The sequence below is a fragment of the Bacillus sp. BB081 genome (genome assembly GCF_008368895.1).
Taxonomy (GTDB): domain Bacteria; phylum Bacillota; class Bacilli; order Bacillales; family Bacillaceae_G; genus Bacillus_A; species Bacillus_A wiedmannii.
Genome location: NZ_QOZX01000059.1, coordinates 29609 through 44716 on the forward strand (window position 1 = coordinate 29609; position 15108 = coordinate 44716).

Genomic DNA, 15108 nt, shown 5'->3' on the forward strand with positions numbered 1-15108 from the left:
AAAAAGCCCTTGAGATTTAAATATCCAAAGGGCTTTTTTGTGATGGTATTTGTTCTTTAGAAACATTATTTTTCTGGGACGGACAGTCCATAAAAGAACATCGTAATGATATCTTGTATATGTTTTTCGCGATCTCCTTCAAGAAGCTGAGCCCCGAAATCATCACCTAGTTTAGTGAACATTTGAATGTATAGTAACATCATTTCTTTAGTAAGGTGAGGGTTAATTTCATTTTTTTGCTGTGCTTGTTCTAGTATTTCTAAATACCAAGGCAGGATTTTTTCGTTTTGATAACTATAAATAAACTCTCGGAGCCCTTCATCTCTTTGCATCATTTGTAGTAACATATCCGGCTGAAATAACCCACCAGTATTCATTTTTCTTACAATCATTTTTTGCATCATTTCATGAAAAGGTAATTTTTCCTCTGCAAGATCTTTATAATATTGAAATTCAGATATGATAAAGTCTTGTATAAGCTCTCTAAATAACGCATCTTTACTTCCGAAATGATTATAAATGGTAACTTGAGAAACAATTGCTTTTTTTGCAATATGTTCTATTTTAACTTCATTAAATCCACGTTCTGAAAATAATAAGAAGGCCGCCTCTTTAATAGCGCGTTTTTTCTTTTCTTTCACTCTTTCAAAGCCGTTCAATGCAATCACCTCAATTAAAATATACAAGAAAAAATAATGGAAAACAATAATTTTGAAATATGGACATATAAATATTTCAAAAAGTTGTTGCGAATATGAAAGATGAGGAGTACAATAATTTTGAAATATCACATATTAAATATTTCAAAAAATGAGGTGGAATTATGATTTCAGTTCAAAATGTCACAAAACAGTTTTCAAATGGAAAAGGTTTGTTTCATATTACATTTGATGTAAAAGAAGGGGAAGTATTCGGTTACTTAGGACCAAATGGTGCTGGGAAATCCACAACAATTCGTAATTTAATGGGATTTATAAAACCGACAGCTGGTAAAGCGACAATTTTTGGATTAGATTGCTGGGATGAAGCAGCGAAAATTCAAAGAGAAGTTGGTTATTTACCAGGAGAAATTTCTTTTATTGAAGGAATGAACGGATTAGATTTTTTAAAGTTAATGCAAGGAATGCGTGGGTTAAAGGATACGAAAAGACGAGATGAATTAATAGAACGTCTACAATTTGATGTGAAAACACCGATTCGAAAAATGTCTAAAGGAATGAAGCAAAAAGTAGGAATTGTTGCTGCTTTTATGCATGATCCGGAAGTGTTAATTTTAGATGAACCAACATCAGGACTTGATCCACTTATGCAGCAAGTATTTATAGATTTAATAGTAGAGGAAAAGCAAAGAGGGAAAACAATCCTTATGTCATCGCACATTTTTACTGAGATTGAGAGAACTTGCGACAGAGTGGCTATAATTAAAGATGGTCGCCTTGTAACAGTTGAAAATATTCATGATTTACAAAGCAAGAGACGACAGGTAATAGATGTAACCGTATCATCGCAAGAAGAGATTGAATCTCTTACACAATGTAATTTGCAATTTGAAGCGGTGAAAGGTAGAGAAGCATCGATTATTGTGCAAGGAAACTATCAAACTGTTTTACAAACACTTTCAAACTATAATGTAACGGCGCTTCAAACGAGAGCAATGGATTTAGAACATTTATTTATGCATTATTACGATAAGAAAGAAGGGGTAAAGCATGAATAAGCAATTGTTTTTAGCTAGTTTGAAAGAAACACAAAAAAGTATTTTGAGTTATGCAACTGGTGCAGCTCTATATTTATGGTTATTAATTTGGATCTTCCCTTCAATGGTATCAGCGAAAGGGTTAAATGAATTAATAAGTGCTATGCCTGATAGTGTGAAAAAAATTGTTGGAATGGAAAGTCCGATTCAAAACGTAATGGATTTTTTAGCTGGCGAATATTATAGTCTATTGTTTATTATCATATTAACAATTTTTTGTGTAACAGTTGCAACGCATTTAATTGCTCGTCATGTAGATAAAGGAGCGATGGCATACTTGCTAGCAACACCTGTATCTAGAGTGCAAATTGCAATCACGCAAGCGGCTATTCTCGTATTAGGGCTACTAATCATAGTAACTGTTACGTATGTAGCGGGTATAGTAGGTGCAGAGTGGTTTCTACAAGATAATAACTTAAATAAAGAATTATTCCTGAAGATAAATATAGTCGGTGGGTTAATATTTTTAGTCGTTAGTGCGTATTCATTTTTCTTTTCTTGTATATGTAATGACGAAAGAAAGGCACTTAGCTACTCAGCAAGTTTAACTATTTTATTTTTCGTAACGGACATGGTAGGTAAATTAAGCGATAAGTTAGAGTGGATGAGAAATATATCATTATTTACGCTATTTCGTCCGAAAGAAATTGCGGAAGGAACGTATAATATATGGCCAGTGAGTATAGGTTTAACTGCTGGAGCACTTTGTATTTTCATAGTAGCAATTGTAGTGTTTAGGAAAAGGGATTTACCGTTGTAAAGTAGAAAGTCCACTGAGAAAGTGGGCTTTTTTTGATGAGGAGGAAACGAATGAATCATTTGTTCCGGATTCAGCTATATGTAAATGATATCGAGAATTCATTCTTGTTCTATGAAGAAGTAATTGGTTTAAAGCTGTATAAAAGAAGTATGCATGCAGCGCGTTTTAATCACGACCAGTTTTCTTTATTAATAGCTAGTAATTTAACATTGAATGAAAATCATTATTTTTACAATCGAAAAGAAATGAAGGGGAATGGCTTTGAACTAATTATTGTTGTCAATCGAATTGAAGAAGTATATGAACGTTGTAAAGAGATGAGATGCACAATACAAGAAGAAATTCAAACTTATCCATGGGAGATGAGGGGATTTAAAGTTGTCGATCCAGATGGATATTTCCTTAGAATTACATCTGAGTAAAGGTAAACATGAAAAATGTTTACCTTTTTTTATGGAAATATTCAAAAAAATGAACCTTCTTCTAGGCTCATCCGTCTAATACATGTAAAGTTAAATTTGAAGTGAGGATGAAACAGGAGGAGCAATTGTGAAAGTAATCCCTTTATATAAAATGTTTGTAAAAGAAGAAACAGATGTTTCCTTAGCGAAAAAAGGTGATCATGAAGCGTTTATAGCGCTTATACATACAGAGAAAGTGAAGATGTATCGAATAGCAAAGGCGATGTTACGTGATGAGACAAATATAGAGGATGCGATACAGGCAACAATTTTAAAAGCCTATGAAAATATAAAAAAATTAAAAAAAGAAGAGTTTTTTCAAACGTGGTTAATTCGAATTTTAATGAATGAGTGTAACAATATTATTAGAGCGTATAAAAAGGTAATTGTGACAGAAGAGAATGATTACAATATGAGCGCATGTGATCAGTATGAAGATATAGATTTGTGTAATGCGATTCAATCGTTACATGAAGAATTAAGAGCTGTTACGGTGCTTTATTATTATGAAGATATGAATCAAGAGAGTATTGCTAAGTTTTTAGAAATACCAAAAGGAACAGTGAAATCGAGATTGTCACGTGCGAGGGAACAACTGCAAAAACGATTAAAGATGGAATAGGGGTGTAAAGAGTGGATAATGAAAAATTATTTGATGAGAAATTAAAAAAGAGAATAAAAGATGAGAATGTTATAATGCCGCCAGAGTTAAATGAAAAGATTAATCGTACACTACATAATCTCCCTGTAAAAAAGAATGGTTACAGAGTTTACATGATGGTTATAAGTGCTGCTGTTCTAGCACTTTCAATTGTATCTATGTCGGAGTTTTCTGATCAAATTTTTGCTCAAAATGGTGGAGTGTTTGAATATGTAAAGAAAAAGGCGTTTTCTGATTATGAAAATGAAGAAGAAATAAAATCGAACGTAAATTATCCAGATAAAGAAAAAATTCATGAAAAGATGCTAGATTCCATTGATTATTTTAAAAATATTTCAGGACAATTTGAGGAATATTCTAGTTCGTCAAGAATTGCTACAACATACAAATATGCGATTGATACGGAGCAACAGAGAGGTATCTCTTCGAAAGAAGATAAGCTAACGAAAAAACGAACCATTATATATAACGAGGGCAAGAAAAAAGAATTTGACGATGAGAAATATACATATAAAGAGATAAAATGGAGCCCGAAGGAAAGAAACTATGAACTATTAAAATTAAATCCTACGGAAAGATTATTGAGAAAATCAGGCGAGAAAAAAAGGTATGATGATGAATATGTGGGATTTGCGAAGTATAGTATGCAATCAGAATTTGCTGATTTGTTAATCCGATATAAAGATTGGAATTATAAAGAAACGAAGTATCTTGGACTGGATTGCTACAAAATAGAAGGGACAATAAATATAGAAATGCCTGTAAGTACATCTGAAGATTTAAGAGGGAAATTTGAAATGGTTGTAGAGAAAAATACGGGGGTTATGCTAAAATTCCTTAGTTTCCACGAAGGTATGATTCAATATTCGATTACGACTGAATGGATACAAATAAACAAAGGGTTGAAAGAGAATGTGTTTCAAAAGGATAGCGCTAAGTATGAAAAATTGAAAAATATATTAGATGAATAGAAAACGGAGGGAACTATATGGAGAATACCTCTTCTTCAAGAGAAAAGAAAAATAAAAGACAATATAAAAAGACAATGATAATAAGTGTATTGTTAGTAGTATTATTATTTGGCGGAGTGGGATACGGTGCTTATGTGTATATGAAAACTTCTAATCTCGTACAAAAGTCTAGTTTAAATTTAGCGCGTGGTGAAAAATCACATTTACGTGAGAACACCGTAAAACCAATTGCAAATAATGTTTCACTTTTAATTATGGGAATTGATGAAAATCAAGAACGACAAAAGGAGTATAATGGTGCTTTTCATACAGATGCACTACTGTTAGCTACTTTTAATAAAGATGATAAGACAGTGAAATTAACGAGCATACCACGTGATACATATACATATGTTCCAGTTGAAAAGAAAAAAGATAAAATAACGCATGCGTATGGAAGTGGTTTCGTTAAAAATGGTAAAGATGGAGGACCACAAGCTTCAGTGGAAGCGGTAGAAAAATTGCTACAAGTGCCTGTTGATTATTTTGTGAAGTTTAATTTTAATGCATTTACTAAAATTGTTGATGGATTAGATGGGATTGAAGTAGATGTCCCAGTTGAATTTACGGAGCAAAATAGTAAAGATGAACCTGACGCGATTCATTTGAAAAAAGGACTACAAAAATTAACAGGGGAAGAAGCACTTGCACTGGCAAGAACGCGTCATATTGATAGTGATGCAATGAGAGGTCAGCGCCAACAACTTGTTATTGAAGCGATGTTAAGTAAATTAAAAAGTGTAGGCTCGATTACGAAACTAGAAAAAATAGTTGAGGCGGTTGACGGCGATTTTAAAACAAATTTAGTAATGGATGATATTTTATCATTTTATAAATACGGTTTAAACGGTTCAGTTGAAAAAATACAATTAACTGGTGATGATTTATATTTATCTAACGGTCCAAATGGGCAACGTGTATATTATTATAATCCTAATAAAAAAGATCTACAGAGTTTGAGTAATACGCTTAGAACACATCTAGGATTAAGTGAAAAGCAGATTGAGGAGAATTAAAGCAGGCGAAATGTCTGCTTTTTTATTTTTGTAGAAAAGAGGTTTATTATGATATACATTATTTATTAACAATAATTTACAAGTGTTTTGTAGCGTAGGGAGATAAAGACTATTAAATCAATACATAGAATTCAATGAGATATAGTGTTTCGAAAGAGTATGGAATTTTTATGAATATTACTGTAAAAAAATAATTTTTTAAAAATTTTCAATAATAACACTTTACAAAACTCGAAAAATTAGTAGAATAATAGTTAATAAGAATCTTCTGATAAATATATAAAGAAAAACAGAATTATCAGAAAATTCTTAAATGAGAGCGTTAAGAATTAGGGAGGGTACAGAAAGTGAAAAAGAAAAAAATGAAAAAACTAACAGCAGTTGTAGCACCAGTTTTAGCAATGAGTATGGCACTGACAGCATGTTCTACATCAGGTGGAGATAAGAAGACAAGCACAAATTCTAGCTCTGGCGGAGATAGCAAATCAGAAGAAAAATTAGCAGCGAAACAAGTACTAAATCGTACAGAAACAAATGAGATTCCAACAATGGATACTTCTAAAAATACTGATACATTAGGTTCTCAAATTTTAGGGAACACAATGGAAGGTTTATATCGATTAGATAAAGATAACAAACCAATCCCAGCTGCTGCAGAGTCAAGCACAAAGAGTGAGGATGGTAAAAAATATACATTTAAATTACGTAAAGATGCAAAATGGTCAAATGGTGATCCTGTAACAGCTAAAGATTTCGTATACGCATGGCAACGCCTATTAGATCCAAAAACAGCTGCTGAGTATGCATTTATCGCATTCCCAATTAAAAATGCAGAAACGGTTAATAAAGGTGAAAAACCTGTAACAGAACTAGGAGTAAAAGCAGTAGATGATAATACTCTTGAAGTTGAATTAGAACAAGCAGTACCATACTTCTTAAACTTAGTAGCATTCCCATCGTACTATCCATTAAATGAGAAATTCGTAAAAGAAAAAGGGGATAAATACGGTTTAGAGTCTGATACAACAGTATATAACGGACCGTTCGTTCTTACTGATTGGAAACATGAGCAAGGCTGGAAACTGAAGAAAAACGATCAATATTGGGATAAAAAGACTGTAAAACTAGATGAAATCAATTATAGTGTAGTAAAAGAAGTAGCTACAAGAGTAAACTTATATGATACAAATGCAATTGATTTCGCGCTATTAACAGGTGAATTCGTTGATAAGTATAGAAACAATAAAGAAGAGTTTGGCTCATACTCACAAGTAAGTACTTACTTCTTACGTATGAATCAAAAACGTGGTGGACAAGATACACCGTTAAAGAGCCAAAAATTACGTGAAGCAATCGCATTATCAATCGATAAAAAGAATTTATCAAACGTTATTTTAAATGATGGATCTAAGCCTGCGGACTTCTTAGTACCGAAAGGATTAGCAACTGGACCAGACGGTAAAGACTTCCAAGAAACATTTAAAAATGGTATTAAACCAGATGCGAAAAAAGCAGCAGCTGCATGGAATGAAGCGAAAAAAGAGCTTGGGAAAGACCAAGTGACAATTGAGCTATTAAACTATGACACTGGTAATGCGAAAAAAGTTGGGGAATATGTAAAAGATCAAATTGAGAAAAACTTAAAAGGTGTAACTGTTAATATTAAACTTCAGCCATTCAAACAAAAGCTGAAATTAGAAACAGAGCAAGACTATGATATATCATTTGCTGGTTGGGGACCTGACTACGCTGACCCAATGACATTCTTAGATATGTTCCAGTCTAATCATTCTCATAACCAAATGAGCTTCGCTGATTCAAAATATGATGATATGATCAAAAAAGCTGGCGGAGAATTAATGGGTGACGCGAAGAAACGTTGGGAAGAGCTAGGAAAAGCTGAGAAATTACTTCTTGAGCAAGATGTAGCACTTGTACCTTTATACCAACGTGGTGATGCATACGTTCAAAAACCAAATGCAAAAGGCATCGTTCACCATAACATTAGCCCAGAGTATAGCTTCAAGTGGGCATATATGACTGAAAAAGATGGAAAATAATTTTTAAGCAGTGATGCTATATTTAAGTGGATGTATACAAGTTTCTTAGCTTATTTTGTAGTGAAAATCTCATTATCCACAATAGAAAGATAAAATGATAGAGCATTCCAAAAGTAGACTATTTACTTTTGGAATGCTCTTTTATTATGAAATTAAATGTAAATAAATCGATAAATATTAAGGAAGGATTTATATTGTGATAATTGTAAAATACACTTGTTACTATTACAAAAAAATAATTTTTAGAATATTTTAAAAATAACTTTACAAAAATAGAAAAGTTAGTAGAATATTAATTAATAAGAATTTTCTGATAACTAGTTATTAGAAAATCTATCAAAATTAGTTTCGTACATATAATTGGGGAGGGTACAAAAATGAAGAAAAAGATGAAAAAGTTCACGGCGGTTGTAGCGCCAGTTTTAGCGATGAGTATGGCGTTGACAGCGTGTTCTGGATCAGGTGGAGAGAAGAAAACAACTACGACGTCTAATGGTGGTGGGGAAGAGAACAAATCCGAAATTAAATACGCAGCAAAACAAGTATTAAATCGTACAGAGAATCAAGAAATTCCGACGATGGATACGTCTAAATCTACTGATACGTTAGGGTCACAAATTTTAGGGAACACGATGGAAGGATTATATCGTCTTGATAAAGATAATAAGCCAATCCCAGCTGCTGCAGAATCTAGTACGAAAAGCGAGGATGGCAAAAAATATACATTTAAATTACGTAAAGATGCAAAATGGTCGAACGGTGATCCAGTAACAGCGAAAGATTTCGTATTTGCATGGCAGCGCTTACTTGATAAAAATACAGCGTCAGAATACGCATTTATTGCTTACTATATTAAAAACGCAGAAGCAATTAATAAAGGTGAAAAACCTCTAACAGATTTGGGGGCAAAAGCAGTAGATGATTATACACTAGAGGTAGAATTAGAAAAGCCAGTACCATATTTCTTGAATTTACTAGCATTCCCGTCATACTATCCGTTAAATGAAAAATTCGTAAAAGAAAAAGGCGATAAGTACGGTTTAGAAGCAGATACAACGGTGTATAACGGGCCGTTCGTGATGTCTTCATGGAAACATGAACAAGGATGGCAGCTAAAGAAAAATGATAAGTATTGGGATAAGAAGACTGTAAAATTAGAAGAAATTAACTATAGTGTAGTGAAAGAAGTTGCGACGAAAGTAAACTTATATGATACAGGGTCAATTGATTTCACACTACTATCAGGAGAGTTTGTGGATAAATATAAATCGAACAAAGAAGAATATGGCGAGTATGCAGAATCAAGTACATTCTTCTTACGTTTAAATCAAAAGCGTAACGGACAAGATACGCCGTTAAAGAGCAAAAAGCTTCGTGAAGCAATTGCATTATCGGTTGATAAAAAAGGACTGGCAAATGTTATTTTAAATAATGGTTCAAAAGCAACAGATCAATTAGTACCAAAAGGACTTGCGACAGGACCAGACGGTAAAGATTACCAAGATACATTTAAAAATGGTCTGAAATATGATCCGAAAAAAGGTGCAGCAGCTTGGGATGCAGCGAAAAAAGAACTTGGAAAAGATCAAGTTACAATTGAATTACTAAGCTATGATGATGGAACTGCGAAAAAGATAGCTGATTATGTTAAAGATCAAATTGAGAAGAATTTAAAAGGTGTAACAATTAATACAAAAATTCAGCCGTTCAAACAAAAATTAAAATTAGAGACTGCACAAGATTATGAAATTTCTTATGCAGGTTGGAGTCCAGACTATGCGGATCCAATGACATTTATTGATATGTTTGAATCGAAGAGCCCATATAACCAAATGAGTTATTCAAATGCAAAATACGACGAAATGGTACAAAAAGCAGGTAATGAATTAATGGGTGATGCGAAGAAGCGTTGGGAAACGTTAGGGAAAGCAGAAAAATTATTCCTTGAAGAAGATGCTGGACTAGTTCCTTTATATCAAACAGGAAGAGCGTATGTAATGAAACCGAATGTAAAAGGAATCGTGAAACATAACATTAGTCCAGAATATAGCTTTAAGTGGGCGTATGTAACAGAAGGAAAATAAGAAAAAAGAGCGTTTAAAAAATATATTGTTTATTTTTTAAACGCTTTTTTACTATTCAATTAAATTTAAATAAATAGAGAAGAATAAGAAAAGTGGTACTTACATATAGTAGATGGGGGAGAATTCGTATAGTAGTAATAGATTGTTATTGAATTAAATAAATTAATTATTATGGATATTCATTAAAAATACTTTACAATTTGAGAAAAATCAGTAGAATAATTATTAGTAAGAATTTTCTAATAATTTAGAATAAAAAGGAATCTCTCAAAGTTGTTTCTTACATATAAATTGGGGAGGGTACAAGAATGAAGAAAAAGATGAAAAAGTTTACGGCGGTTGTAGCGCCAGTTTTAGCGATGAGTATGGTGTTAACAGCGTGTTCTGGATCTTCTGGTGGGGAGAAGAAAACGACAACGACATCTAATAATGGTGGGGAAGAGAAGAAGTCTGATATTAAATATGCGGCAAATCAAGTGTTAAATCGTACAGAAACGAATGAGATTCCGACGATGGATACTTCAAAAAATACAGATACACTTGGCTCACAAATTTTAGGGAATACGATGGAAGGTTTATATCGCCTTGATAAAGACAATAAGCCAATCCCAGCTGTAGCAGAATCTAGCACAAAAAGCGAGGATGGTAAAAAATATACATTTAAACTACGTAAAGATGCAAAATGGTCAAACGGTGATCCAGTAACAGCGAAAGATTTCGTATTTGCATGGCAACGTCTAGTAGATCCAAAAACAGCTGCTGAGTATGCATTTATCGCTTACTATATTAAAAATGCGGAAACAATTAATCAAGGAAAAGGAGAAGTTTCTACATTAGGTGTAAAAGCGGTAGATGATTATACGCTTGAAGTGGAACTAGAAAGACCAGTACCATATTTCTTGAACTTAATGGCGTTTGCGTCATACTATCCATTAAATGAAAAATTCGTAAAAGAAAAAGGGAATAAATTCGGTTTAGAGTCTGATACAACAGTATATAACGGACCGTTCGTTCTTACTGATTGGAAACATGAGCAAGGTTGGAAATTAAAGAAAAATGAGCAGTATTGGGACAAAAAGACTGTAAAACTAGAAGAAATCAATTATAGCGTAGTAAAAGAACCAGCTACTAGAGTAAATTTATATGACACAGGTGCGATTGATTTCACACTTTTATCAGGTGAATTTGTTGATAAGTATAGAAATAATAAAGAAGAGTTTGGCGCATATTCGGAAACAAGTACGTTTTACTTACGTCTAAACCAAAAACGTGGTGGGCAAGATACACCGTTAAAGAGCAAAAAACTGCGTGAAGCAATTGCGTTATCCATTGATAAGAAAGCTTTAACGAATGTCATTTTAAATGATGGTTCAAAGCCAGTGGATTACTTAGTACCAAAAGGTTTAGCAAGTGGACCAGACGGTAAAGATTTCGCAGAAACGTTCAAGAATGGTTTAAAACAAGACTCCAAAAAGGCAGCGGCAGCCTGGGAAGAAGCGAAAAAAGAACTTGGAAAAGATCAAGTAACAATTGAACTGTTAAATTATGATACTGGTAATGCGAAAAAAGTTGGGGAGTATGTAAAAGACCAAGTTGAAAAGAATTTAAAAGGTGTAACAGTAAATATTAAACTGCAGCCATTTAAGCAAAAACTAAAATTAGAATCAGACCAAGATTATGATTTCTCATATGGCGGCTGGAATCCAGATTATGCGGATCCAATGACATATCTTGATATGTTTGAAACGACAAATTCGCAGAATCAGATGAGCTATTCAAATTCAAAATATGATGACATTATTACTAAAAGTAAGACGGAATGGATGGCTGATGCGAAAAAACGTTGGACAGAGTTAGGAAAGGCTGAGAAAGTGTTACTTGAAGATGATGTAGCACTTGTACCTTTATATCAAAGTGGTAGATCATATGTTATGAAACCAAATGTAAAGGGAATTGTGAAACATAATATTAGTCCGGAATATAGCTTTAAATGGGCGTATGTAGAAGAGAAATAAAAAAGAGAAGAGCATTTTCAAGCTGCTGTATAGCACTTGGAAATGCTCTTTTTTTTGCACGATTTATTAATGGATGAATATATGTATTATAGAAAATTTAAAGGAGAATCCCATGAAACGAAACACATACATCGACTTCTTAGCTTATTACGGAATAGGGAGTGCTCATCCTGGTGGCTTTACGCTAACAAAACAATTGTTAGCACAACTGCCTTTTAGATATGGAGCAAATGTCCTTGAGATAGGTTGCGGTACGGGGAAAACAGCGGCGTATATGACAAAAGAGTGTGGTTATAAAGTAACGGCGGTTGAACAGAATGAGATTATGATTCAAAAGGCGAAAGATAGATGGTCGTTTGAAGGAATAGACATTCAATTAATTGAAGGAAAGGTAGAGCAATTACCTTGTTTGCATGAGTCATTTGAGTTCGTACTCGGAGAATCGATACTCGCTTTTACAGAGAAAGAAAGGGTTATTTCGGAGTGCTATCGTGTATTACAGAAGGATGGAAAGCTAGTTGTCATTGAAATGATTATTAATGCCCACCTTGGGAAGAGTGAGGAAGAAAAAATCGCCCGACTATACGGGATGAAAGAACTATTAACTGAGAATGAGTGGGTACAATTATTTCAGAAAGCAAATTTTAAGCGGGTTACGATTGCTGGTGGTGGTACAATTGCAGAAACGATCTCGGGCTATATAGAAGAGCCCGAATGGAATGTATCACAATTTATCCCGAATGAGTTATATGAGGCATGGGTACAGCATGAAAATGTACGGCTTATGTACCAACATATTTTAGGTCATCGTATTTTTATATGTGAAAAATAAAGAAAGAGAGTTGGCTAAAGATAGTCAACTCTTTACTATGTTAAATGAAAAATAACGCAGCTAATGTAATTCCGAAGATGAAACCAAATCCGAGTTCAACACCCCAGCCACAACCGCCGCCTCCCCAGCCGCAACTACCACAACCACGACCGCCACATCCACAGCCGCTGAATCCACCACCACAACCAAATCCGCAGCTATCACATCTGCTAAGGCCGCCGCAAAGATCACAGCCACCGTTTGCATAAGCGTCATAGTATCCAAATCCTGTATCAAAAGATGAGTGCTGTTGCACTGGTTCAATCCATACAGAGTTTTTTGTCACATCAATTATTTTGCCTAAATGAACGCGCCCATCACGATCTTCAATTCGAACGACTTTACCGAAATAACGTTGGCACGTATCGTAACATTTTTGTCTATGCATGTTCTTTCCTCCTTCCCCATTACAGTAATACGATATGTAATGGGGACAAGTGCGGCTTGTACGAATGTCCTATCTATCATAATTGTTATTGGAAAGGGGAAATATAGGAAGAGGATATATAAGGAGGAAAAGGCAATGAAATCTACAGATCAGTTTCAGATATACGAAGTACCGTGGGAAGAGTTTATTGAAGCTTTGCGAGAGGAAATGAAGAAGCAAGTTGGGGCAGATATTATTGATACAGTAGTTTGCAATTTAGAAGATGGTTTTGAAGTGTATACATATGTGCAGGGGGATTTGGATTTTGAATATAAGGAAGCGCTGGAAAGGAAATATGGGAGCGATGCAAAAACTCCTAATGTGTTAACGATTATGTTATTAGCTAGCATTTATCGTACAAGTGAAGAGAATATACGCTTACATGCGGATCATAAAGATAATCCAATTGTTGAAGTGTATGTGAAGCAATAAAACACGCTGTGAAAGGCGTGTTTTTTATTTGTCCTGCATTAACGGGCAGTAAGGCCCCCATTGATTCAAGTTTCACTTTATATGATAAAATGTTAGAAAATTAAGAAATATGGTGATGGTTTGAAAATTAAACATCTTAATTTAACAGTTTCAGATGTAGCAGCTACTAGAGAGTTTTTAGAAAAATATTTCGGTTTAACTTGTAGCGGAGCAAGGGGAAATGGCTTTGCGGTTATGCGTGATAATGATGAGTTTATCCTTTTCGGCAAGAAGAATCCATCTGATTTGTGTTACGGGTGAAACCCAACAATTCAGGTGGAGATGAATTGCCGTCAGTCAATAAGGCTGAACTCTTTTGTTTCGTTCATAACAATTTTTTAGGGCGAATGTTTGTTTTTTTGTCTTACGATACAATCTGTCCTTAGATAAGGAGGGAATAGATTGTAAGACAACGAAATTGGATAATGATCATCACTCGGCTACTTGAACCAAAAGGAATTACGATGAAGACCATGTTCACATTTATTTCCAAATATTGATTTATCAAAAGTAATGAACTTTCTAAGAAAGGTGGTGAAAACAATGGCTAGAAAGAAAGCAGTGAAAGTATTACGTAAACAAAAGAAAAGAGAAACCATGCAACGATTCACTCAAAAACAAAATATCGGACGAGCGTGCCTCACAGCTAAAGAATTTCGTTTACTTCAGCGCATGTCGCATAGTTCAAAAGCATTGCGAAATGTTGGATTGTATACCATTAAACAAAGTTACCTGAATAATAATAAGATTGCTACTGTAAAAGAAGTGGACACTGCTATGCAAGCCGATTTGAATTACTGGGGCATGCAATCAAACTCTGTTCAAGCGATTCGTAGAGCCTTATTTACAGAAGTGAAGAGCTTTTTTAAGGCATTGGAACAGTGGAAGAAAAAACCTGAAGCATTCACAGGTCGTCCTAAGTTTCCAAATTATTCTCGTTCTACTGATAAACGAATTATTGAAATCTATCAAGTTCCAAAAGTGGATGAGAACAGGTATTGGATCATTCCGATGAGTGTGGCATTCAGAAAAAAATTCGGTTCCATTAAAATACGTATGCCTAAGAACTTAAGAAATAAAAAAATCTCCTATATTGAGATTGTACCGAAGCAAAAAGGTCGGTTCTTTGAGGTGCATTATACATATGAAATGCACGTTTCTCAAATGAAGAAACAATCCACGACCACTAGTAACGCTTTGAGTTGCGATTTAGGCGTAGACAGATTAGTAAGTTGCGCAACGAATACAGGTGATACATTCTTAATTGATGGAAAAAAATTAAAATCTATAAACCAATATTTTAACAAAATGATATGTAACCTCCAACAGAAAAATATTGACAATGGAATTTCAAAACGTATTGTAACGAACCAAATGGCTGCACTTTGGCATAAACGAGAACGACAAATAAATGGTTACATTTCACACACTGTAGGTCTGTTGTTTAAAAAAGTGAAAGCATTGGGCATAGATACGGTTGTCGTAGGCTATAACGTTGGTTGGAAACAAAAATCTG

General features: G+C 34.0%; 14 protein-coding genes and 1 pseudogene. 13 read left to right on the forward strand and 2 right to left on the reverse strand.

Annotated features, from left to right (window positions below; translation table 11 throughout):
- Positions 1 to 65: 65 nt before the first annotated feature.
- Positions 66 to 686: a TetR/AcrR family transcriptional regulator gene (locus tag DN394_RS22535; protein WP_149294250.1), complete on the reverse strand. Its 621-nt coding sequence runs from the start codon at positions 684 to 686 to the stop codon at positions 66 to 68.
- A 137-nt stretch (positions 687 to 823) separates the two neighbouring features.
- On the opposite strand from DN394_RS22535, the gene DN394_RS22540 reads away from it, so the two are divergent.
- From DN394_RS22540 to DN394_RS22585, 10 genes are all read left to right on the forward strand, one after another.
- Positions 824 to 1717 (forward strand): ABC transporter ATP-binding protein, encoded by an 894-nt coding sequence (locus tag DN394_RS22540; RefSeq protein WP_097994587.1) that lies wholly within the window; start codon positions 824 to 826, stop codon positions 1715 to 1717.
- Complete coding sequence (locus DN394_RS22545; RefSeq protein WP_001041452.1) at positions 1710 to 2516, forward strand: ABC transporter permease subunit; 807 nt, start codon at positions 1710 to 1712, stop codon at positions 2514 to 2516. Before DN394_RS22540 ends, DN394_RS22545 begins: the two co-directional genes overlap by 8 nt.
- 50 nt (positions 2517 to 2566) lie before the next feature.
- On the forward strand, positions 2567 to 2938 hold the full coding sequence (locus DN394_RS22550; protein ID WP_097917362.1) for a VOC family protein: 372 nt from the start codon (positions 2567 to 2569) through the stop codon (positions 2936 to 2938).
- Between the two features lie 127 nt (positions 2939 to 3065).
- Positions 3066 to 3599: a sigma-70 family RNA polymerase sigma factor gene (locus tag DN394_RS22555; protein ID WP_046954580.1), complete on the forward strand. Its 534-nt coding sequence runs from the start codon at positions 3066 to 3068 to the stop codon at positions 3597 to 3599.
- An 11-nt stretch (positions 3600 to 3610) separates the two neighbouring features.
- Positions 3611 to 4609, forward strand: a complete 999-nt coding sequence (locus DN394_RS22560; RefSeq protein ID WP_097917361.1) for an anti-sigma factor — start codon at positions 3611 to 3613, stop codon at positions 4607 to 4609.
- Positions 4610 to 4626: 17 nt separating this feature from the next.
- The gene (locus DN394_RS22565) at positions 4627 to 5664 is read left to right on the forward strand and encodes an LCP family protein (RefSeq protein ID WP_149294251.1); all 1038 of its coding nucleotides are present in this window, start codon (positions 4627 to 4629) and stop codon (positions 5662 to 5664) included.
- A 347-nt stretch (positions 5665 to 6011) separates the two neighbouring features.
- Entirely contained in the window at positions 6012 to 7724 is a 1713-nt protein-coding gene (locus DN394_RS22570; RefSeq protein ID WP_149294252.1) for a peptide ABC transporter substrate-binding protein, read from the forward strand.
- A 377-nt stretch (positions 7725 to 8101) separates the two neighbouring features.
- Positions 8102 to 9808 (forward strand): peptide ABC transporter substrate-binding protein, encoded by a 1707-nt coding sequence (locus DN394_RS22575; RefSeq protein ID WP_097917358.1) that lies wholly within the window; start codon positions 8102 to 8104, stop codon positions 9806 to 9808.
- 308 nt (positions 9809 to 10116) lie between these two features.
- Positions 10117 to 11823 carry a peptide ABC transporter substrate-binding protein gene (locus DN394_RS22580; protein WP_149294253.1) on the forward strand — a complete coding sequence of 569 codons (1707 nt, stop codon included), beginning with the start codon at positions 10117 to 10119 and terminating at the stop codon, positions 11821 to 11823.
- 112 nt (positions 11824 to 11935) lie between these two features.
- Entirely contained in the window at positions 11936 to 12655 is a 720-nt protein-coding gene (locus DN394_RS22585) for a class I SAM-dependent methyltransferase (RefSeq protein ID WP_097917356.1), read from the forward strand.
- A 40-nt stretch (positions 12656 to 12695) separates the two neighbouring features.
- Here DN394_RS22585 and DN394_RS22590 read toward each other — a convergent pair whose 3' ends face one another.
- Positions 12696 to 13082, reverse strand: a complete 387-nt coding sequence (locus tag DN394_RS22590; protein ID WP_149294254.1) for a hypothetical protein — start codon at positions 13080 to 13082, stop codon at positions 12696 to 12698.
- Positions 13083 to 13217: 135 nt separating this feature from the next.
- Between DN394_RS22590 and DN394_RS22595 the strand changes: the two genes are divergently transcribed.
- The 3 genes and pseudogenes from DN394_RS22595 to DN394_RS22610 form a co-directional block, all read left to right on the forward strand.
- Positions 13218 to 13553, forward strand: a complete 336-nt coding sequence (locus DN394_RS22595) for a hypothetical protein (protein WP_097917408.1) — start codon at positions 13218 to 13220, stop codon at positions 13551 to 13553.
- Positions 13554 to 13673: 120 nt separating this feature from the next.
- A pseudogene (locus DN394_RS22600) lies at positions 13674 to 13814 on the forward strand (VOC family protein); the annotation flags it as partial.
- 321 nt (positions 13815 to 14135) lie between these two features.
- On the forward strand, positions 14136 to 15108 hold a 973-nt coding region (locus tag DN394_RS22610; RefSeq protein WP_149294255.1), incomplete at its 3' end, for an RNA-guided endonuclease TnpB family protein.

Bases quoted from the DNA above. Each gene is read 5' to 3' on its own strand.
- DN394_RS22540 (WP_097994587.1), top strand. From the start codon at position 824: ATGATTTCAGTTCAAAATGTCACAAAACAGTTTTCAAATGGAAAAGGT.
- DN394_RS22545 (WP_001041452.1), top strand. From the start codon at position 1,710: ATGAATAAGCAATTGTTTTTAGCTAGTTTGAAAGAAACACAAAAAAGT.
- DN394_RS22550 (WP_097917362.1), top strand. From the start codon at position 2,567: ATGAATCATTTGTTCCGGATTCAGCTATATGTAAATGATATCGAGAAT.
- DN394_RS22565 (WP_149294251.1), top strand. From the start codon at position 4,627: ATGGAGAATACCTCTTCTTCAAGAGAAAAGAAAAATAAAAGACAATAT.
- DN394_RS22575 (WP_097917358.1), top strand. From the start codon at position 8,102: ATGAAGAAAAAGATGAAAAAGTTCACGGCGGTTGTAGCGCCAGTTTTA.
- DN394_RS22580 (WP_149294253.1), top strand. From the start codon at position 10,117: ATGAAGAAAAAGATGAAAAAGTTTACGGCGGTTGTAGCGCCAGTTTTA.
- DN394_RS22585 (WP_097917356.1), top strand. From the start codon at position 11,936: ATGAAACGAAACACATACATCGACTTCTTAGCTTATTACGGAATAGGG.
- DN394_RS22590 (WP_149294254.1), bottom strand. From the start codon at position 13,082: ATGCATAGACAAAAATGTTACGATACGTGCCAACGTTATTTCGGTAAA.
- DN394_RS22595 (WP_097917408.1), top strand. From the start codon at position 13,218: ATGAAATCTACAGATCAGTTTCAGATATACGAAGTACCGTGGGAAGAG.